Below are 20,763 nucleotides of genomic sequence, written 5' to 3' on the forward strand. Positions count from 1 at the left end.
GTTAATATTATTATATATTTGTAGTATTAATATTATGAAAAATAATAAATCATGAAAAAAATTATTTTAACTGCAGTAGCAGTATTTGGATTTACGTTCGCAAATGCACAAGAGGTTAAGTTTGGAGTAAAAGGAGGGATTAACCTTTCTACTTTAACAGGAGATGTTGATGATGCTTCTTCAAAAGTTGGTTTCCAGGTTGGAGGTTTTGCAGAAATAAAATTATCAGATAAATTCTTCGTACAACCTGAGCTTTTATATTCTGCTCAAGGAACTAAAACTGAAATGTCTGGAGGAGAGTATTTTGAAAAGAATAACCTTAAGTTAGGTTACATAAATGTGCCAGTTATGGCAAAATATTATGTTGCTGATAAATTTAGTTTAGAGGCTGGTCCTCAGATTGGTTTTTTAGTAAGTGCTAAAAACGATTATTCATTTTCTGTACTTGGATTAAATGGATCAGAAAAAATTGATGTAAAAGATAATTTGAAATCTATTGATTTTGGAGTAAACTTTGGTGCAGGATATGACTTTACCGAAAATATTTCAGCAGGAGTTAGATATAATTTAGGTTTATCTAATATTCTTGAAAATGAAGCTGGTGATAATTTTAAACAAAAAAATAGCGTATTTTCTTTATCAGTAGGATATAAGTTCTAAAACTATTTTAAGCACGTTTTTAAAAACCTTTCATGATTTATTTATGAGAGGTTTTTTTAATTTATAAGTTTTTTAGTAATAATTTTTAGTAAGCCTAAAAAATAATTAGCATCACTAAATTTAGTGAGAAAAACAGTAATAACATTCTTCTTTTCAATGACATAAAGAAAAGAAATAGAATTTCGTGTTTTTGTTGAATTTTCAATTTTTTTATGATTTTATTGGATTTTCGTTTACGCTTTTTTACGTTTGCCGCTTAAACCTTAACATAATACAAAAATGAAAAAAATTACTTTATCAATTGTTGCTGTTTTAGCATTTGGATTCGCAAATGCACAAGAAGTTAAATTTGGTGTAAAAGGAGGGGTTAACCTTTCTACTTTTACAGGAGATGTTAAAGATGTTTCATCAAAAGTTGGTTTCCAAGTTGGTGGTTTCGCTGAAATTAAATTAACTGAGAAATTCTCTATTCAACCTGAGCTTTTATACTCTTTACAAGGTGCAAAACTTGATCAAACTGAAGAGGGGTACAGATTTGAAAGCACTGATAAATTTTCGTATTTAAATATTCCAGTAATGGCGAAATATTATGTTGCTGAAAAATTTAGTTTAGAAGCTGGTCCACAAATTGGTTTTTTATTAAGTGCTAAATCTGATTTTACAGAAACTGATGATATTTTTGGAGCTGTCTCTGGTGATGAAGATGTTAAAGATCTTTATAAATCAATTGATTTCGGAGTAAATTTTGGTGCTGGATATGATTTTACTGAAAATCTTTCTGCTGGTCTTAGATATAATTTAGGTTTATCTAATATCGCTGATTTTGGTGAAGGTAACAATACTAAAGTTAAAAACAGTGTTTTCTCTTTATCAGTAGGATATAAATTCTAATAACTACATTAGAATTCTATTAAGATATTCTTAATTTGACTTTTTACAATTTAGTAACCCTTATATAGAAATATGTAAGGGTTGTTTTTTATGTACAATTGAAGGTTATTAGTGTAGAGATATAAATATTATTTGTAGGAATTTTAATTGTATTTGATTACGTTTGCCGTATAAAAATTAACATAAAAATAAAAATGAAAAAAATTACTTTATCGATTATTGCTGTTTTAGCATTTGGGTTTGCTAATGCGCAAGAGGTTAAATTTGGATTAAAAGGAGGAATTAACCTTTCTACTTTTACAGGAGATGTTGGATCTACATCTACTAGAGTTGGTTTTCAGGTGGGTGGTTTTGCAGAAATTAAAGTGACAGATAAATTTTCTGTTCAACCTGAGCTTCTATATTCAGCACAAGGGGCTAAAGAAAAAGGAGGAGTTGATGTAAATGGTGATATGCAATCTGCTGAGGTAATTTATAAATTAGGATATATAAATGTGCCTATCATGGCAAAATATTATGTAGCTCCAAAATTTAGTTTAGAAGCAGGACCTCAGGTAGGATTTCTTACTAGTTCAAAAGCTGAAGCTAAAATTTTAGGTTTTTCAAAAGAAGTCGACATGGAAGATGCAGTAAAGTCTATTGATTTTGGCCTAAATTTTGGGGCAGGTTACGATTTTACTGAAAATTTTTCTGCTGGAGTTAGGTATAATTTAGGTCTTTCTGATATTAATAATGAAAAAGATTCTACTAATAAAATTCATAATAGTGTATTCTCTTTATCAGTAGGATATAAGTTCTAATAACTATTTTATAATTCTACTTTAAGATATTCTTATTTTGACTTTTTACAACTTCGCAACCCTTATATAGAAATATGTAAGGGTTGTTTTTTTATGAATGATTGAAGTTGAGTTTGTTATTTGTTGAGAATAAATCCTGTTTATAGGTTTTTTATGGTTAATTATTGAGGTGTTTAAAATAAAATCAACTTCACTAAATTTAGTGAGAAAAACAGTAATAATAAGCCTTAAGTCAGTGTTGTATAGTCAAGAAAGTATAAGAGTTAGAGTTTTTAGATAAGTTTTTTTAATCCGAATTTTTGGAATTTAAAGCGCTGTTTTCTAGGTTTGTCACCTAAAATTTAACATAACTTAAAAAATGAAAAAAATTATTTTATCTATGGTTGCGATTTTAGCATTTGGATTTGCAAATGCTCAAGAAACAAGATTTGGAGTAAAAGGAGGTCTTAACCTAACAAATTTCACTGGTGGTTACGATACTAAATCTTTAGTTGGTTTTCATGTTGGAGGTTTTGCAGAGATTAAGGTTATGGATAAATTCTTTATTCAACCAGAGCTTTTGTATTCTGCGCAAGGAGCAAAATTTGATAGCCCATTTGGAGATTATGATGCTAAATTAAATTATTTGAATATTCCTGTTTTGGCTAAATATTATGTAACAAAAGAATTCTCAGTTGAGGCTGGTCCACAAATAGGTTTCTTATTGTCGGCTAAAACTGATGGCGAAGATGCTAAAGATTTCTATAAATCTACAGATATAGGTTTCAATTTAGGAGCTGGATATAATTTTACTGAAAATTTATCAGTAGGTATTCGTTATACTGTTGGTTTATCCGGTGTTGCTGATAGAGGTGATTATCAAGATTTAGAAGATTATTATGATAGTGCTAAAAATAGTGTTTTGGCTTTATCGCTAGGATATAAATTCTAATTTCATTTTTTTGAATAGATACATTAAAACCTTCTGCCATGGTAGAAGGTTTTTTTATGATTAAAAAATGCTTTCCTTTGTTTTATGAACTGGACCCGCTATATAAAAGAATATCAATCCTATCTTAAGATAGAACGTGGTTTGTCTAAAAACACAATCGAAAACTATGTTTTTGATATTGAGCGTCTATGTCTTTTCTTAGTTCAAAATAAAATTGAGGTTTCTCCAATACAAATTAATGAAGAAACAGTTCAGGATTTTATTTATTCAGTTTCCAAAGAAGTTAATCCGCGTTCTCAGGCTCGAATTATTTCTGGCTTAAAGAGTTTTTTTAATTATTTGATATTCGAAGATTATCGCAATAATAGCCCTTTAGAGCTTATAGAATCTCCTAAAACAGGGAGGAAATTACCTGATACTTTATCTGTTGATGATATTGATAGACTTATTGCTGCAATAGATTTGAGTTCTAATGAAGGGGAACGAAATCGTGCTATGTTAGAAACTTTATATGGCTGTGGACTTAGGGTTTCGGAATTAGTTGCTCTAAAAATATCTGATTTATTTTTTGAAGAAGGATTCATAAAAATTACCGGAAAAGGAAATAAAGAGCGTTTTGTTCCTATTGGAGAATCAACACAAAAATATATTTTACTATACGTTAATTTAGTTCGGTCACACTTAAACATTAAAAAAGGGTTTGAAGATACTTTATTTTTAAATCGAAGAGGAAGTCAGTTAACCCGAGCCATGATTTTTACAATTATCAAAGATTTGGCTTTCAGGATTGGTTTAAATAAGAGCATAAGTCCGCATACTTTAAGACATTCTTTTGCGACACATTTACTAGAGAATGGTGCTGATTTGCGATCGATACAATTAATGTTAGGACATGAATCTATTACTACAACCGAAATATATGTTCATTTAGACAGAACATATTTAACACAGGTAATTCATACTTTTCATCCGAGAAAGTAAAATTTTGGCTAAAATATTTTAGATGATTTTATTTTTGTCTTAAAAAAATTAATATCTTGGAGGTGTATTGTATGTAAAAAAGAGAATTTGTTCTCGTACTTATAATAAGCGATAAAAAAACGAAACTGATATGTTTTTTTAAGCCTTAAATAATAGTATCAATTTTGTCCTATTCTTGATAAAATGGTCAACTTATACAGACACAATTATGGTTTTTGATTTATATGAAGATGAAAATTGTCAGAAGTTGAATAACTTTTACAAAAAACTATTTGCCGAAATTCCCGATTTAATTTTTCAATTTATTATCGATGTAGATAATACATATTCTTTCCCTTTGGTTAGTAAAGCCATGGAAGAGATTTTTGAATTGCCTACAAATGAATTTTCAAATCGAAGCAAATTTGCGATGTATGAAAGAGTACATCCAGAAGATAGACACATGTTTATCACTTCATTATCTAAAGCCAGAAAAACGCTAACACCTTGGGAAGTAGAGTTTCGGGTAGTCTTGCCTAAAAAAGGAATTCGCTGGCTTAAAGTTTGTGCTAAATCGGAGGATTCTCTTGATGGACAGGTTAGTTTCTACGGACGAATTTCGGATGTAACCGATATAAAAGATCAGGAACTTAAACTCAAAATATCAGAAGAACGTTTCCAATTTGCTTTAGATGCTTCTACTGTTGGTGTTTGGGATTGGGATATGGTCACAAATAGGGTTTTTTATTCGTCTTTATCCTTAAAGATTTTAGAATTAGAATCGAATGATATTTTTGATGATCCAGAGCGTTGGGATAAAATCGTGCATCCAGATGATTTGCCTAAATATTACTCGGATATTCGTGAGCATTTTGATAATAAAATACCTTATTATGAAAATTATCATCGCGTATTAACTTCTAGTGGTAAGTATAAGTGGATTCTCGATCGGGGAAAAGTTATCGAAAGAGATCCAAACGGAAAACCTTTGAGAGTTCTTGGTACGCATACCGATGTTTCGTATCAAAAAGAAAAAGAGTTAGAACTCATTAAAACAATGAAATTGTTTAGCGATCAAAACAGCCGATTGCTTAATTTTTCTCATATTGTATCTCATAATTTAAATACACAAGCTGGTAATATTAAGAGTATTCTTGATTTTATTGATGAGGATCATAGTAAAGAAACTATTGATGAAATGTTGGTTCATTTAAGAACGGTTTCTAATGATTTAAATGATACTATTTCTAATTTAACTCAGATTGTACAGATACAGAGTAATCTCAATATAGTTATTAAACCACTTAAACTGGGTTATAGTATCGATAAGACAGTTTCTATAATCAAGGCCTTTAGTGCAAAAACAAAAATAACAATACTTAATAATGTACCCGATTATGTAACGATTAATTTTAACCCAGCTTATCTGGAAAGTGTTTTATTAAATTTTACGACGAATGCTATAAAATATGCACATCCTGATAGAGCGCCTGTGGTTGAGTTTATTTTTGCAATTGAACCAGATGGTCGTAAAGCATTAAAAGTTAAAGATAACGGCATTGGAATTGATCTGGAGCGCTATGGTGATTTGATATTCGGAATGTATAAAACCTTTCATAAACATAAAGAAGCTCGTGGTATAGGCTTGTATATTACAAAAAATCAAATAGAATCAATGAAAGGGGAAGTTTCTGTAGAAAGTATTGTTGGTGAAGGAACTGTATTTAAAATTATATTTAATGATGAGTTATAGCTGCAAAGGTTCTAAGGTACTAAGGTTCTGAGTGGCTAAGTTTTTAAGATTTTGATTTGCAAAGGTTCTGAGTGACTAAGATTCAAAGCGAGTGTAATACCAGCAAACTTGACTTTTTGGGCGGAGTCGAAGAATGCCCATCAACAACTCGGTAATTTTAGGGTAAGTTTGAGTTAATGAGATTGTAAAATATAATAGATTGGAGTATATACTCTATTTACTCTGAATTTACTCTAACAAAAACTTTGCGAACTTTGCGTAAATCTTTGCATCCTTTGCGGTTAAATAATTAAATAAGGATGTATAGCTTAATTTTTCTTAACCTCTTAATGGTAAAAAAAAGGAAAAGTATTAAAAATAAAAAACTCCTCGATTGAGGAGTTTTTTTATGATATAAAGAAGAGCTTATTTTGCAATATTTACTGCTCTTGTTTCTCGTATTACTGTTACTTTAACCTGACCTGGATAAGTCATTTCGGTTTGAATTTTTTGTGAGATATCAAATGATAAACTTGCAGCATTATCATCAGATACTTTTTCGCTTTCTACAATTACACGAAGTTCTCTACCAGCTTGAATAGCGTAGGCATTTTTAACTCCATTAAATCCGTAAGCTACTTCCTCAAGGTCTTTTAAACGTTGGATATAAGAATCTAATACTTGTCTTCTTGCACCAGGTCTTGCACCAGAAATAGCATCACAAACCTGAACGATTGGCGATAATAGTGATTTCATTTCGATTTCGTCGTGATGCGCTCCAATTGCATTACAAACTTCTTCTTTCTCGCCATATTTCTCAGCCCATTGCATACCTAATAGTGCGTGTGGTAAATCACTTTCTGTATCTGGAACTTTACCAATATCGTGAAGTAAACCAGCTCTTTTAGCTAGTTTTACGTTCAATCCTAATTCGGCAGCCATAATACCACACAATTTAGATACCTCTCTAGAGTGTTGTAATAAGTTCTGACCGTAAGAAGAACGATATTTCATACGTCCAACAACTTTTATTAATTCTGGGTGTAAACCGTGAATTCCTAAGTCTATTACAGTACGTTTACCAACTTCAATGATTTCATCATCAATTTGTTTTGCAGTTTTAGCAACAACTTCTTCGATACGAGCTGGGTGAATACGACCATCTGTAACTAATTTGTGTAATGCTAAACGAGCGATTTCTCTACGTACAGGATCAAAACAAGAAAGGATAATTGCTTCTGGAGTATCATCTACAATAATCTCAACACCAGTTGCAGCTTCTAGCGCACGGATGTTTCTACCTTCACGACCAATAATTCTTCCTTTTACATCATCCGATTCAATATTAAATACAGATACACAGTTTTCTACTGCTTCTTCTGTTCCAACTCTCTGGATTGTGTTAATGATAATTTTCTTAGCTTCTTGTTGTGCGGTAAGTTTTGCTTCTTCAATAGTGTCTTGAATATGAGACATTGCATTACTTTTTGCTTCTGCTTTTAAGCCTTCCATTAATTGGTTTTTAGCTTCTTCTGCAGAAAGACCTGAAATTACTTCTAATTGTTGTAATTGGCTTTTGTGTAATTTATCAACTTCAGCTTGTTTTTTGTCTAAAACCTCAATCTTATTAGTGTATTCTTGTGTTTTAGCTTCGTAATCATCATTGGTTTTCTTCGCTTTTGATAATTCATTAGAAACTTGAGATTCTTTATCGCGAACTCTTTTTTCTACTTCGGCTACTTTTTTATCTCTTGCAAGAATTACTTGTTCGTGTTCTGATTTTAATTCAATAAACTTTTCTTTTGCTTGAAGAATTTTATCTTTTTTAATGTTTTCGGCTTCTAGATTAGCATCTTTTAAAATCGATGCAGCTTCTTTTTTTGAGTTCTTGATTAAATTGGAAATATTGCTTTTTTCGATGATTTTGGCTATCCCAAAACCTGCTGCAACACCTATAATTCCTGAAATAATGATCGTTATTATGCTGTCCATGTTTGTTAAAATTTATATATAAAAAAGCCTACATTAGGTTGCTTGTATAAACTCGAAAAGACAAGTTTTGAGCTAACTCACTGTTCAAGTTTCCTCGCCGGAGCGTGGCATGCTTTAGTAGTGATGATTTGCTCATTCTAATTTGTTAGTGTTGAGTTTACCAAATATGAACTAATGTAGGCAGTATCTTAGTTTCTGTAAAGAACGTTTAATTTTCGAGATATTGGTCTAAAAGGATGTTTAATCTTTTAATTCTTTCGATAGTTTCGTCGCTATCTATTGCTTTATCAATTTGTTTTTGCTCTACTTGCGATGCAAATTGTAATGCACACATGGCTAAAACATCTTGTTTGTCGCGAACGGCGTAGTTTTCTTCAAACTGCTTTATCATCACATCAATTTTTTTAGAAGCACTTCTAAGTCCTTCTTCCTGTGATAGTTCTACCGTTAACGGATAAACTCTGTCGGCGATTGATATTTTAATTTTAAGCTTTTCGTCCATGTTATTACTAGTCTGATAGTTGTGCTATACAGTGATCGATTTCGCGAATTAATGAATTTATCTTAAGCTTTGTATCCCTTTTATTATCGTTACTGCCAAGTAAAGAATTGGAGATTTTGAGCGTTTCATACTGCTTTTTCAGGGCCTCAATCTCTTCCGATTGCTTATGTATGGTCTGTTTAGCCTCTATTAATTCTGACTTTAGTTCTTGATTGTTTTTTTCTAAACCTTTTAGCTTCGCAAAAAGTTTTTCTACTTTATATTCAAGAGTATCAATTATTTCGGCAATTACACTCATTATAAATCCTATTCATTACTTAATCATACAAAGTTAGTATTCCTTTTTATTAATGCAATATTTTATCGATTTTTTTGCATTAAAAATAGCAAATTAATGGAATTCAAGGTATTGTATTTTGTGATTTTAGTAATTATTTTACTAACTTTTTTTTATCTTAGCAAAAATGTAAATCATGAGATATTCGGTACTTTTTCTGCTATTTTGTAATCTTATTTCTGCTCAGACAGACTATCCAAAAGATTATTTTAGACCGCCACTTGATATACCAATGCAGCTTTCTGGGAACTTTGGAGAGTTAAGACCAAATCATTTTCATGCAGGTTTTGATTTAAAAACAAATCAAAGAGAAGGCTTGAATGTGTATGCAGTTGCTGATGGATATATCTCGAGAATTAAAATTTCGACTTTCGGAAATGGTAAAACTTTATACATAACTCATCCTAACGGATACACATCTGTATATGGACATTTGCAAAGTATGGTTGGGACAATTCAGGAATATATTAAGAAAACACATTATAAAGAAAAGTCGTTTGAGATAGAAATGTTCTTAAAGCCTGGAGAAATGGTTGTTACTAAAGGGCAATTAATAGGATTGTCTGGAAATACAGGTTCTTCTGAAGGGCCACATTTGCATTTTGAATTTCGTGATTCTAAAACAGAGTTTGTTATTAATCCTATGTTTTTTGGTTTTGATAAAAATATCAAGGATACCAAAAAGCCTGTAATTTCTAATTTGTATGTTTATCCGCTTGACGAAAATACAACTGTTAATCAATCTAAAGTTCCTTTAATGCTTAACCTGGCATTGCAAAAAGACGGAACTTATTTGTCTGATAGAGTTGCAACAAACGGGAAAATTGGTTTTGGAATAACTGCTGTAGATTATGATGATGTTTCATTTAACAAAAATGGAGTTTATAAAGTGGAGTCTTTCTATAATGGAAATTCTAATTTCGGATATGAATTTAATACGTACTCATTTGATGAAATGAGATATATTAATGCATTGATTGATTATCCAAGGTATAAAAAAACAGGTCAGAGAGTGCAAAAGTTATTTATGAAAACGCCTTTTGCCTTGAGCATTATAAAAACTGATGCGCTAAATGGTGTGCTTCCTGTTGTGCCAAATTTAGCTTCGGCATATCGTGTAGAAGTTTCAGATTTTTATGGAAATAAAAACACGGTTAATATTCCGGTCCAATACGATTCATTACCTGTAATTGTAAATCCTACGGCTGAAGCTTCAAATTACTCTGTGAAATATAATAAAGACGCTAATTTCGCTAAAGGTAATATGTCGGTATTTTTTCCTGCAGGAACATTTTACGATGATTTTAATTTGAACTTCGATGTAAAAAACGACCGTATTTATATACACGATGATACAGTTCCGGTTCATTCTAATTTTACAATCACTATCGAAGATGGTAAATATCCCGATAATCTTAAGGATAAAGTTTATATAGGCAGAATTACCGGAAAAAGTAGTAGTTACAATGCTACAAGTCGTAAAGACAATGTTTATACGGCTAAGTCTAAAACCTTAGGACAATTTGGGTTGGTTTTGGATACAATTAAGCCAACAATTAGTATTGCAAAACCAATTCAGGATAAATGGATTAGTGATGTAAAGAAAATTCAGTTTACGATTAGTGATAGTATGTCGGGGATTAAATCTTACAATGGGTATTTAAACGGAAATTGGATTTTGTTTGAGTATGATAATAAAACCAAAAAGATAACTCACGATTTTAATGATGGTATTGTAGCTGAAGGAGCAAACGATTTAAAAATAGAAGTTGTTGATAATGTGGGGAATTCTGCTATCTTTGAGACTCGTTTTTTTAGAAGTCAAACAAAATAAAAATATAACTTTTGAATAAGAATCTGCTATTTGTTTTCCTTTTTTTAGGTATTGGTTTTGTTTCACTCGCTCAAAACGCTAGAGTAAAAGGGGTGATTTTGGATGAAAGTAATCTTCCTGTTGCTTATGTAAATGTTTCTCATTCGGGAAATGTAACGCAATCTGACTCGAATGGATTTTTTGATATTTTGATTCCATCTGACAAAAAGGTAGTTATTGTTTTTACTCACGTTTCGCAAAAAATGATGACGATTACAGTGAACTTAAAACCAAATGAAATTTTTGTTTTTAATCCTGTTATGAATAGTTATGCTGAGCAAATGGGCGAAATTGTTGTTTTGGCAAGTAAAAAACGTGTTCAGGGGATTACAGTTGTAGATCCGGTAACGATAAAGAAAATTCCGGGTGCGAATGCAGGAATCGAAAATGTACTAAAAACATTGCCAGGAGTAAATTCTAATAATGAACTTAGTACACAATACGCTGTACGAGGAGGGAATTATGATGAGAATCTGGTTTATGTAAACGAGATAGAAGTATATCGCCCTTTTTTAATTCGTTCAGGACAACAAGAAGGATTGAGTTTTACAAATACTGATTTAGTTCAGAATGTCGATTTCTCGGCAGGAGGATTCCAATCTAAGTTTGGAGATAAACTTTCGTCAGTGTTAGATATTACTTATAGAAAACCAACAAAGTTTGCAGCAGCTTTTGAGGCTAGTTTCCTTGGAGGAAGTGTTGCCGTAGATGCGGTTTCCAAAAACAAGAAATGGTCGGCAATTACTGGGGTTCGTTATCGTAATAATAGTATGCTTGTAAATAGCCAGGATACTCAAACCAATTATACGCCTTCTTATACAGATATTCAGACTAACGTAAATTATATTGCTTCGGCAAAATGGCAATGGAGTTTTTTAGGAGCTCTTTCTCAAAATAAATATTTGTACCAACCATTAACCCGAGAAACCAAATTTGGAACTATCGATAAACCAATGGCGCTTGCTGTATATTATGAAGGACAAGAAAGAGATAAATACGATACTTATTTTGGAGCAATAAAATCTACGTATACTGTTTCTCCAGATTTTACGTTAAAATTTATAGGTTCGATATTTCATACACAAGAACAAGAACATTATGATATCTTGGCGCAATATCGTTTAGGAGAGGTAGATAGTGAGGGTTCGGTTGTTTTACAAGAGGTAGATTATACCAAAGGAATTGGTACACAATTAAATCATGCACGTAACGATTTAGACGCTTTAATCGTAAATGCCGAATTAAAAGGGATTTATAATTGGAAAGAAAACCTGATTGAATGGGGGGTAAAATATACTCGCGAATCTATACGTGATCGTGTAGCAGAGTGGGAGATGATAGATTCGGCTGGATTTTCGGTAAATCCGCCAATTGTAATTTTGCCTAAAAACGAGCAGCCATACGAACCTTATACTGGACCATTATTGCCGTATCAGAATGTTAGAGCAATAAATTTTAATACTATAAATAGATTTTCAGGTTATGCACAATGGAGTCGAAAAGGAAATTTAGGTTCTAGTGAAGTTTGGTATAATGCGGGAGTTCGTTTTCAGGATTGGAAAGTATCGGGAGGAATTGTTGAAGGAAAAAATCAAATAGTATTTAGTCCACGTGCTCAATTTTCGATAAAACCAGATTGGAACATGGATATGGTTTTTAGACTTTCGGGAGGATTATATCATCAGCCGCCATTTTATAGAGAATTACGTGATCCGAGTGGTGAAGTGTTGCCAAATACCAAAGCGCAACAATCTGTACATGTGGTTTTGAGTAATGACTATAATTTTAAAATGTGGAATCGACCATTTAAACTTATTTCGGAGTTGTATTATAAATCATTGACAGATGTAAATGTGTATACGATCGATAATGTTCGAATTAGATATATTGCCAATAATAATGCTACGGCTTATGCTCAAGGTTTAGATCTTAGGTTAAATGGGGAGTTTGTACCAGGAACTGAATCATGGTTTAGTTTTGGGTATTTAAAAACGCAAGAAAATTATGAGGATAAAGGATATATAGCCAGACCAACGGATCAGCGATTAAAATTTGCTCTTTTGTTTCAGGATTATATGCCTAATATTCCGAGTGTAAAAATATATTTAAACCTAGTTTATAATACAGGATTGCCAGGAGGTTCGCCTTCTTATTCAGATCCTTATTTGTATCAAAATAGGCTGAAAGATTATCGTCGAGCGGATGTAGGATTCTCTAAAGTTTTTATTGATAATAATAGAGTTGCAAAAAGTAAGTTTTTTAAAGAGTTTAAAGAATTATCGTTGGGGTTTGAAATCTTTAATCTTTTTGATAACCAAAATGCGATAACAAATACTTGGGTTCGCGATGTGTATTCTAAAAATCAATATGCAATTCCTAATTATATGACTTCGAGAGTTTTTAATATAAAATTAACCGCAAGGTTATAAATGAAACAATGGGAAAGCTAGTTTAGAACGTATAAATTGACGCTAAATAGGCTAACCATTTTTAAAATTGATTACATTTGAATTTATTTTTTAATAAAACAACATGAGAAAATTACATATATCTATCATAAGTCTTTCTGTTTTACTTTTAGTGAGTTGTAAGAATGAAGTCGAAAAACCAAAGGTTACTTACGATGTATCTACAGCTTCAAAAGTAATTGCCAAAGTAGATTCTACTCAAGTTGCAATTGCCGATTTGCCAATCCAGATGGAGGGAACGAATTATTTAATTCACCCAGTTGGAGATGTAAGAGTGTATGAAAGAGGAGCAAAAGCACGTTATGGATCATCGAGTGTAAATGATATAAGTTTTACAATTTCGAATATCGGTGAATATGAAATTACTGGATATTTACAAAATTTAAAATTTCAGAAGACAGATTCAGATTCTATAAGGCCATTAACGGATAAAGCAGTTTTGATTCAGACAGCTACTTATTTAAAAACAATTGCCGATAAAACGCATAATCATGTTATGGTGTATACCATGGTAGATATGGATACTAATAAAGATGGAAAATTAGATACAAGCGATATAAAAGCATTGTATTTAAGTGATATTAGTGGAGAAAGATTTACTAAAGTGTCTGAAGATTTCCAGGAACTGATAGACTGGAATATTATAGAGTCTAAAAACCGTTTGTATTTTAGAACAATAGAAGATACTAACAAAAACGGTCAGTTTGATAAAAACGATGTTTTACATTATAACTATATTAATCTAGCAGTTAAAGATTGGAAAGTAGTTAGTTATAAACCTATTTAAGAGTTTAGACTTAAAAGTTCCGTAAAAACAGAAAAGCCATTAAAAATTTAATTTTTAATGGCTTTTCTGTTTAAGATTAAAATAAGAATCATTTTAATCTGTGGAAAAAAAATTATATCAAGATGTCACTTTCGAGATCTGATTTCTCAATATCAAAATCGTAACCTAGTTTATGAACTAAATCAATTACAAGCTTCTTGTACCAATTCTCCGATTTCGGATGAATATATAGTCTTTCTATAAGATATTTAAGATCTACATTAACTCTTAGTCCATCATTGATTTTGATATCACTTTTGGTAGAGTCGGTGATTATGCGTACTTCACGCTCGTACTGAAAACTTTTTCTTTTGAATAAAAAAGGGAAGAACAAATCATCAAATGGAATGTATTCTTTCTTGTAGTCAATGTAGTTTACCTCGCCAATATATTGGTCAAAATTATCTTCAGGTTTTAATGCTTTTTGTAATCTCCCAATGGTAGATTGAATGGCTAATCCTTCGTTGTTTTGAGTGAATATTTGCCACATAGCAAACGATTCATATTCGTTAATGTGCCAACTGCTTATAGCAACTCTTTCGCGATGTGTTTTGTAATAATCTATAAACTCAGGATTGTCTATAGCGAGTTTTTTTATCTCCTCATAAGTAGGTTCGCTAAACGTGCCCTCGTATTGATCTTCAAATTTATCAGAACGAGACATGAATAGTTTTTTAGACATCAATAAGTCTAGAAACTTAGATAAATCTAAGTATTTCCAGACTACTGTATTGGGATCTTCGGGAAGATTAATGTTTGAGTTGTGACGATACATAAGTATTTTCTTAATGTATCTCTAATTTATGAAAAATTATTCAAACGACTGCATGGTAACCAATTTATTATAGGTTCCATTTAATGCAATTAAATTTTCGTGAGTACCTTGCTCAACAATTTCACCTTTTTGCATAACAACAATTAAATCTGCTTTTTGAATAGTAGATAAACGGTGCGCAATAACAATCGATGTACGGTTTTGCATCATGTTTTCAAGAGCAACTTGTACAAATTTTTCGCTTTCGGTATCTAGCGCAGATGTTGCTTCGTCAAGAATCATAATCGGAGGATTCTTTAAGACAGCACGAGCAATCGATAAACGTTGTTTTTGTCCACCAGAAAGTTTGTTTCCGCTATCACCAATATTAGTATAAATGCCAAGAGGTAAATTATTTACAAATTCAAAAGCATTAGCAATTTTTAGTGCCGCAATGATTTCTTCATCAGTAGCATCAAGTTTTCCTAATGAAATATTAGCTTTTATAGTATCATTAAATAAAATGCTATCTTGAGTTACTAATCCCATCAAACCACGAAGAGAATGCAAAGACATATCTTTAATATTGATATTATCAATAGAGATTGAACCTTCGTTTACATCATAAAAACGAGTAAGAAGATTAGCAATAGTACTTTTTCCGCTACCAGATTGTCCTACAAGAGCAACAGTTTGTCCTTTTTTAATATCAAGAGAAAAGTCTTTTAGTACATTTTCATTCTCATATTTAAAGTTGATGTTTTTGATCGCTATATTCGAATCAAAAGTTGTTTTTTCGATAGCGTCAACTTTACTAGTAATAGGGTTTTCCTGATCAAGAATTTCTAATACACGTTCTGCAGCAGCATTACCTCTTTTTACCCCATAAGAAGCCTTAGAGATAGCTTTTGCAGGAGTAAGAATATTATAGGCTAATCCCATATAAGCGATGAACGAAGCACCGTTTAATGTTTTTTCTATTAAAACCATCTGACCACCATACCAAAGTAAAATAGCGATAACCATAATCCCCATAAACTCACTCGCAGGCGAAGCTAAGTTCTGGCGGTTACCAATACTGTTTGATAATTTAAAGAAACGTTGAGTAGAGTTTTGGAAAACACCATTGAAATAATTTTCAGAGTTATACCCTTTTACCACTTTTAATCCACCTAAAGTTTCCTCGATAGTAGATAAAAACGTTCCTTGTTCTTGTTGCGCCTTAGTCGATTGTTTCTTTAGTTGTTTTCCTATCAATGATATGATATAACCAGAAACGGGAATAAAAATAAATACAAAAAGAGTTAATTGTGGGCTTATAGCAAGCATTGCAATAATTGTAAATATTATCGTGAGTGGCTCTTTTACGATAAGTTCTAAAATTGCCAGGAACGAAGTTTGTACTTCATTAACATCACCTGCAATACGAGCAATAACATCCCCTTTTCTTTTTTCAGAGAAAAAAGATAAAGGCAATTCAAGAGTTTTTTTATACATGGCATTTCGCATGTCTCTTAAAACACCATTTCTTAAAAAATTAATAAAAAACATAGCAAGATAATCGCATAGGTTTTTCAATAAAAATATAGAAATAATGATTGATACCATTACCGATAGTGTATAGCCTACACCGTAATTATCTGTTGCTTGGGTAATGTAGTAGCTTAGGTAGTTTTCTGCGTAACTTTTCAATTCCCAAATACCTTCATAAACAGGTAGTGTTGTATTTCGTTTCGTTTGGTCAAATAATACCTGCATCATAGGAATCAACGCCATAAACGAAAGCGTACTGAATAATGCATACAGAATATTGAATAAAATATTCATGTAAGCATATCTTTTATATGGAAATATAAAAGGAAATATTTTTTTAAAATTGTTCATTATATTTTTGATTGTTATTTTCTGCTATAGCAATTGCTTTTTTTTGGTAACGGTTTTGGTATGATGTAAATGTAATCAACTCAATTGTGCAGACACTGTCTGCATAATTGAGTTGATATTTAAGATATTTTCATCTATCCTTAAAATTAATTCAATTGCATTGCTGCAATAATATTTTTTATTTTATGATCTAAAATAGCTTCGGTTGCGTCAAAATTTTCAATAGAATCTAATTCCGTGTTTACACTAATGTAAAATTTAATTTTTGGTTCCGTTCCACTTGGTCTTGCGCAAATTTTAGAACCATCTTCAGTATAATAAATCAATACATTCGATTTCGGTATACTCATTTTAGAAACTTCATCAGTCAATAAGTTTAACGCAGTCGATGATTGGTAATCTTCTACCATTATTACACGTTGTCCGTCTATTTCTTTAACAGGATTCTCACGTAAATTAATCATCATCTGATTAATTTCTTCTAATCCTTCTATTCCTTTTTTGGTTAATGCAACCAAATGCTCTTTGTAAAATCCGTGTTCAACATAAAGTTTTAAAAGTTCTTTATAAACAGAGCTTCCGCTGGCTTTTGCCTGAGCAGCCATTTCGCAAATTAATAAAGTTGCAGCAACGGCATCTTTATCGCGTACAGCATCGCCAACCATAAAACCAAAACTTTCTTCACCACCACCAATAAATTCAAGCTCAGGAAAATCTTTGATCATTTTAGCGATCCATTTAAAACCTGTTAAGCCTATTTTGCATTCTACATCATAACTTGTTGCAAGTTCCATCATCATAGGAGTCGAAACAATAGTAGAACCTATAAATTGTTTACCATTAATTCTGTCCGCTTTTTTCCATTCTTTCAATAAGAAAGAAGTCATCAAAATCATGGTTTGATTTCCGTTTAGCAAAATCATTTTTCCTTCGTTGTTACGAACAGCTACTCCAAGACGATCACAGTCAGGATCAGTACCAACAACAATATCAGAGTTTGTTTTAACAGCTAGAGCAAGAGCCATTGTTAAAGCTTCAGGCTCCTCAGGATTTGGCGATTTTACCGTTGGGAAATCTCCATTCGGTACAGCTTGCTCCGGTACAATATGTACATTAGTATAACCAGCTTGTGATAAAGTAGGAGGAATCGATTTTATAGATGTTCCGTGCAAAGAAGTAAAAACGATTTGTAAATCCTCTTTAGCTTTAGCAGGAGTATTAAAACTAGCATTTTCGATAGATGAATTGATAAAAGCATGATCAATTTCAGTATCTATATATTCAATTAATTTCTCGTTAGGGTGAAATTTAATTTTGTCATATTCCAAACTTTCAATCGTAGCAATGATTTCAGCATCTTGAGGAGGAACAATTTGTCCACCATCTTCCCAGTATACTTTGTAGCCATTATATTCTGGCGGATTATGTGATGCTGTAAGTACGATACCACATTGGCAACCTAAATATTTAAGAGCAAAAGATAGTTCAGGAGTAGGACGCATATCCGAAAATAAATATACATGAATTCCATTTGCCGAGAAAACATCAGCTACAACTTTTGCAAGTGTATTACTATTATGGCGACAATCGTAAGCAATTGCCACTTTTAGAGTTTGGTTAGGAAAAACTTTGTGCATGTAATCAGAAAGACCTTGCGTATTTTTTCCAAGCGTGTATTTGTTGATACGGTTGCTACCAACGCCCATTACACCGCGCATCCCTCCAGTTCCGAATTCTAAATTTTTATAAAAACTTTCTTCAAGTTCTTTTGGCGATGTTGTCATCATCTCTTTAATCGCCGCTTGTGTTTCATTGTCAAATGCTGGCGTCAGCCATTCGTTTACAGCAGTTAAAATGTTAGGTGCTATATTCATTTGTATATTGTTTAAATTGTAAGTCAAAAAAATAATAATGCGATTTCAGGAATTATCATCTCGATTTCTCGAAGCAATCTCCTGCTGTTCGCTATATCTTTATGTTTTTAAAGAAAAAACATAAAGGATGCCGCTGCCATCAGGGCTAGGGTATATGTTATAAATTTACCTGATTTGCTATTTTATAACGAGCTTCATTGTTTTTAGTTCGTAAAATAATTTCACCCAAAAATCCAGCAAGAAATAATTGTGTTCCTAATATCATAGTCGTTAACGCAATAAAAAACCAAGGATTATTCGTTACCAAGTTATAGCGCATTCCCATATACATATGGTACAGTTTAGAAACTCCGATATAACCAGCCAATAAAAAGCCAATTATAAACATAAGCGACCCCATTGCGCCAAATAAGTGCATTGGTCTTTTTCCAAACCTAGAAAGAAACCAAATTGTAATCAAATCCAGGAAGCCATTAACAAAACGTTCCATCCCAAATTTGGTTTCGCCGTATTTACGAGCTTGGTGAATAACTACTTTCTCTCCAATTTTATTAAAACCAGCATTTTTTGCCAAAACAGGAATGTATCGGTGCATTTCGCCCGAAACTTCAATGTTCTTAACAACAGTATTTTTATAAGCTTTTAATCCGCAATTAAAATCGTTTAATTCAACACCCGAAGTTTTTCTTGCAGCCCAATTAAATAATTTAGAAGGTAAATTTTTTGCTACAACAGAGTCATAACGTTTCTTTTTCCAACCCGAAACTAAATCAAATTTCTCTTTGGTAATCATTTCGTATAATCCAGGAATCTCATCCGGACTATCTTGTAAATCGGCATCCATAGTAATAATAACATCACCATTTGCCTTGGCAAAACCAGCGTGTAAAGCTTGCGATTTACCAAAGTTCTTCATGAACCGAATACCTTTTACATTCGGATTTTCATTAGAAAAACCTTCAATAATATTCCAAGAATTATCTGTACTACCATCATCTACAAAAATGATTTCATATGAGTAATTGTTAGATTGCATCACTTTAATGATCCAGCTGTATAGCTCTTTAAGTGATTCCTCTTCGTTAAGAAGCGGTATAAGTATAGATAAATTCATTTATTTTTATTCTTGATATGTAGTTTTGCTTTTAAAAAAGGCCGCCAAAATTAATCCTAATATAGAGTAGCCAACAATACTAAATACTAGAGCCTTTAATAGTTCTCCAGTAGCATAAGGATTGCTTTCTTTCATTTTTGCCAGAGTTTCATTTATTACCGATGCAGGAGTACCGAATTTTTGCAATGTTTCGGCCATATATTTTCTAATTAATTCGCCCAAAGTTTCTTTTGCGCTAGGATCAATGAAGTTAAATAAGATAATATTAAAAAAAGTAGAAATTAGTATACCTATTAGTATAGCAATAAAATAAGTTGTGAAAGCATCTTTAAAAGAAAAAATATTATTTAATTCCTTTTTAGTTTTTACTAATAATGCAATAGTTATCGCTAGAAAAATAACAAATGTTAATCCTCCAATCCATCCTGAAACAAATAGTTTAAGGTCTATTGAATACATTATTGCAGTGATTAGAGCTAAAACAATTCCAATTATTACACCGTAAGTAATTCCATTCTTTTTTATAACTTCGTTAATCATAATTTATATGTTTTAAAATTAATCCACAAATATAGCAATTCCCAATATATTCGTGGATAAAAAATGCTTTTCGATTTTATATAAAAAAAAGGGAGTAAACGTTTGTTTATTAAAAAATAAATGTAAATTTGCAAACTGAAATAATTAAACGTTTTAAAACAAAAAGAGTCGTTGCATTTACACCTTTTTCTAACCACGAAGAAGCTTCAAAATTAAAACACTCCAAACAATAAATAAAAGTAAAGATGAAAAAAGGAATTCACCCAGAAAATTACAGATTAGTTGCATTCAAAGACATGTCAAATGACGATGTGTTTATTACTAAATCTACTGCAGATACAAAAGAAACAATAACAGTTGATGGAGTTGAATATCCAGTTGTAAAAATGGAGATCTCTAGAACATCTCACCCTTTTTACACAGGTAAATCTAAACTTATCGATACTGCAGGACGTATTGATAAATTCAAAACTAAATACGCTAAACACGCTAAATAATTTTAGCTTGTCTGTAAATAAATCAAAGCCTTCCTCTCGGAAGGCTTTTTTTGTCCAATTATTTTACCTTAACGCTTGATTAAGAAGTCTTATAGCTATAATTGTACAAAAAAAAATATTTGTAACTT

The 20,763-nt window shown here is 31.6% G+C and carries 18 protein-coding genes; 10 read left to right on the top strand and 8 right to left on the bottom strand.

The genetic code is table 11. From position 1 onward, the window contains the following. Positions 1-51 precede the first annotated feature (51 nt). The 6 genes from IW20_RS15680 (at position 52) to IW20_RS15705 (ending at position 5,995) form a co-directional block, all read left to right on the top strand. Positions 52-660, top strand: coding sequence for a porin family protein (locus IW20_RS15680; RefSeq protein ID WP_035624301.1), 609 nt, complete (start codon positions 52-54; stop codon positions 658-660). A 279-nt stretch (positions 661-939) separates the two neighbouring features. Next, positions 940-1,551, top strand: a complete 612-nt coding sequence (locus IW20_RS15685; protein ID WP_035624303.1) for a porin family protein — start codon at positions 940-942, stop codon at positions 1,549-1,551. A gap of 194 nt (positions 1,552-1,745) precedes the next feature. After that, positions 1,746-2,351 carry a porin family protein gene (locus IW20_RS15690; protein ID WP_035624305.1) on the top strand — a complete coding sequence of 202 codons (606 nt, stop codon included), beginning with the start codon at positions 1,746-1,748 and terminating at the stop codon, positions 2,349-2,351. A gap of 358 nt (positions 2,352-2,709) precedes the next feature. Next, positions 2,710-3,282 carry a porin family protein gene (locus tag IW20_RS15695; protein WP_035624308.1) on the top strand — a complete coding sequence of 191 codons (573 nt, stop codon included), beginning with the start codon at positions 2,710-2,712 and terminating at the stop codon, positions 3,280-3,282. 84 nt (positions 3,283-3,366) lie between these two features. After that, positions 3,367-4,263: a site-specific tyrosine recombinase XerD gene (gene xerD / locus IW20_RS15700; protein ID WP_035624311.1), complete on the top strand. Its 897-nt coding sequence runs from the start codon at positions 3,367-3,369 to the stop codon at positions 4,261-4,263. A 208-nt stretch (positions 4,264-4,471) separates the two neighbouring features. Beyond that, positions 4,472-5,995, top strand: coding sequence for a sensor histidine kinase (locus IW20_RS15705; RefSeq protein ID WP_035624314.1), 1,524 nt, complete (start codon positions 4,472-4,474; stop codon positions 5,993-5,995). A gap of 405 nt (positions 5,996-6,400) precedes the next feature. On the opposite strand, the gene rny is transcribed toward IW20_RS15705, so the two are convergent. The 3 genes from rny to IW20_RS15720 all read right to left on the bottom strand — a co-directional run bounded on the left by rny (position 6,401) and on the right by IW20_RS15720 (position 8,766). Then, entirely contained in the window at positions 6,401-7,966 is a 1,566-nt protein-coding gene (rny, locus tag IW20_RS15710) for a ribonuclease Y (protein ID WP_035624317.1), read from the bottom strand. Positions 7,967-8,174: 208 nt separating this feature from the next. Beyond that, positions 8,175-8,468, bottom strand: coding sequence for a cell division protein ZapA (locus IW20_RS15715; RefSeq protein ID WP_035624320.1), 294 nt, complete (start codon positions 8,466-8,468; stop codon positions 8,175-8,177). Positions 8,469-8,475: 7 nt separating this feature from the next. Next, positions 8,476-8,766, bottom strand: a complete 291-nt coding sequence (locus tag IW20_RS15720) for a hypothetical protein (protein WP_035624323.1) — start codon at positions 8,764-8,766, stop codon at positions 8,476-8,478. 175 nt (positions 8,767-8,941) lie between these two features. Here IW20_RS15720 and IW20_RS15725 point away from each other — a divergent pair, with 175 nt between their 5' ends. The 3 genes from IW20_RS15725 (at position 8,942) to IW20_RS15735 (ending at position 13,933) form a co-directional block, all read left to right on the top strand. After that, positions 8,942-10,639 carry a M23 family metallopeptidase gene (locus IW20_RS15725; protein ID WP_035624325.1) on the top strand — a complete coding sequence of 566 codons (1,698 nt, stop codon included), beginning with the start codon at positions 8,942-8,944 and terminating at the stop codon, positions 10,637-10,639. Positions 10,640-10,650: 11 nt separating this feature from the next. Next, complete coding sequence (locus IW20_RS15730; RefSeq protein ID WP_035624327.1) at positions 10,651-13,107, top strand: TonB-dependent receptor; 2,457 nt, start codon at positions 10,651-10,653, stop codon at positions 13,105-13,107. Positions 13,108-13,210: 103 nt separating this feature from the next. After that, positions 13,211-13,933 (top strand): CREC-EF hand family protein, encoded by a 723-nt coding sequence (locus tag IW20_RS15735; RefSeq protein ID WP_035624329.1) that lies wholly within the window; start codon positions 13,211-13,213, stop codon positions 13,931-13,933. A gap of 112 nt (positions 13,934-14,045) precedes the next feature. Here IW20_RS15735 and IW20_RS15740 read toward each other — a convergent pair whose 3' ends face one another. The 5 genes from IW20_RS15740 to IW20_RS15760 form a co-directional block, all read right to left on the bottom strand. Further along, on the bottom strand, positions 14,046-14,747 hold the full coding sequence (locus IW20_RS15740; protein ID WP_035624333.1) for a DUF2971 domain-containing protein: 702 nt from the start codon (positions 14,745-14,747) through the stop codon (positions 14,046-14,048). A gap of 36 nt (positions 14,748-14,783) precedes the next feature. Continuing rightward, positions 14,784-16,610: an ABC transporter ATP-binding protein gene (locus tag IW20_RS15745; protein ID WP_035624335.1), complete on the bottom strand. Its 1,827-nt coding sequence runs from the start codon at positions 16,608-16,610 to the stop codon at positions 14,784-14,786. Between the two features lie 146 nt (positions 16,611-16,756). After that, positions 16,757-18,484: a phospho-sugar mutase gene (locus tag IW20_RS15750; RefSeq protein ID WP_035624339.1), complete on the bottom strand. Its 1,728-nt coding sequence runs from the start codon at positions 18,482-18,484 to the stop codon at positions 16,757-16,759. A 157-nt stretch (positions 18,485-18,641) separates the two neighbouring features. Continuing rightward, entirely contained in the window at positions 18,642-19,598 is a 957-nt protein-coding gene (locus tag IW20_RS15755) for a glycosyltransferase family 2 protein (protein ID WP_035624341.1), read from the bottom strand. Between the two features lie 6 nt (positions 19,599-19,604). Further along, positions 19,605-20,138: a DUF4199 domain-containing protein gene (locus tag IW20_RS15760; protein WP_035624343.1), complete on the bottom strand. Its 534-nt coding sequence runs from the start codon at positions 20,136-20,138 to the stop codon at positions 19,605-19,607. A 245-nt stretch (positions 20,139-20,383) separates the two neighbouring features. Between IW20_RS15760 and IW20_RS15765 the strand changes: the two genes are divergently transcribed. Further along, on the top strand, positions 20,384-20,635 hold the full coding sequence (locus IW20_RS15765) for a type B 50S ribosomal protein L31 (protein ID WP_035624345.1): 252 nt from the start codon (positions 20,384-20,386) through the stop codon (positions 20,633-20,635). The last annotated feature ends 128 nt before the right edge of the window (positions 20,636-20,763 follow it).

It is taken from the genome of Flavobacterium hydatis, from assembly GCF_000737695.1.
Classification (GTDB): domain Bacteria; phylum Bacteroidota; class Bacteroidia; order Flavobacteriales; family Flavobacteriaceae; genus Flavobacterium; species Flavobacterium hydatis.

What these genes read in the sequence shown, in the direction of transcription:
- IW20_RS15740 (WP_035624333.1), bottom strand. Translation starts at nt 14,747, where the DNA reads ATGTATCGTCACAACTCAAACATTAATCTTCCCGAAGATCCCAATACA.
- IW20_RS15680 (WP_035624301.1), top strand. Translation starts at nt 52, where the DNA reads ATGAAAAAAATTATTTTAACTGCAGTAGCAGTATTTGGATTTACGTTC.
- IW20_RS15690 (WP_035624305.1), top strand. Translation starts at nt 1,746, where the DNA reads ATGAAAAAAATTACTTTATCGATTATTGCTGTTTTAGCATTTGGGTTT.
- IW20_RS15720 (WP_035624323.1), bottom strand. Translation starts at nt 8,766, where the DNA reads ATGAGTGTAATTGCCGAAATAATTGATACTCTTGAATATAAAGTAGAA.
- IW20_RS15755 (WP_035624341.1), bottom strand. Translation starts at nt 19,598, where the DNA reads ATGAATTTATCTATACTTATACCGCTTCTTAACGAAGAGGAATCACTT.
- IW20_RS15695 (WP_035624308.1), top strand. Translation starts at nt 2,710, where the DNA reads ATGAAAAAAATTATTTTATCTATGGTTGCGATTTTAGCATTTGGATTT.
- IW20_RS15685 (WP_035624303.1), top strand. Translation starts at nt 940, where the DNA reads ATGAAAAAAATTACTTTATCAATTGTTGCTGTTTTAGCATTTGGATTC.
- rny (WP_035624317.1), bottom strand. Translation starts at nt 7,966, where the DNA reads ATGGACAGCATAATAACGATCATTATTTCAGGAATTATAGGTGTTGCA.
- IW20_RS15735 (WP_035624329.1), top strand. Translation starts at nt 13,211, where the DNA reads ATGAGAAAATTACATATATCTATCATAAGTCTTTCTGTTTTACTTTTA.
- IW20_RS15765 (WP_035624345.1), top strand. Translation starts at nt 20,384, where the DNA reads ATGAAAAAAGGAATTCACCCAGAAAATTACAGATTAGTTGCATTCAAA.
- xerD (WP_035624311.1), top strand. Translation starts at nt 3,367, where the DNA reads ATGAACTGGACCCGCTATATAAAAGAATATCAATCCTATCTTAAGATA.
- IW20_RS15750 (WP_035624339.1), bottom strand. Translation starts at nt 18,484, where the DNA reads ATGAATATAGCACCTAACATTTTAACTGCTGTAAACGAATGGCTGACG.
- IW20_RS15745 (WP_035624335.1), bottom strand. Translation starts at nt 16,610, where the DNA reads ATGAACAATTTTAAAAAAATATTTCCTTTTATATTTCCATATAAAAGA.
- IW20_RS15715 (WP_035624320.1), bottom strand. Translation starts at nt 8,468, where the DNA reads ATGGACGAAAAGCTTAAAATTAAAATATCAATCGCCGACAGAGTTTAT.
- IW20_RS15725 (WP_035624325.1), top strand. Translation starts at nt 8,942, where the DNA reads ATGAGATATTCGGTACTTTTTCTGCTATTTTGTAATCTTATTTCTGCT.
- IW20_RS15705 (WP_035624314.1), top strand. Translation starts at nt 4,472, where the DNA reads ATGGTTTTTGATTTATATGAAGATGAAAATTGTCAGAAGTTGAATAAC.
- IW20_RS15760 (WP_035624343.1), bottom strand. Translation starts at nt 20,138, where the DNA reads ATGATTAACGAAGTTATAAAAAAGAATGGAATTACTTACGGTGTAATA.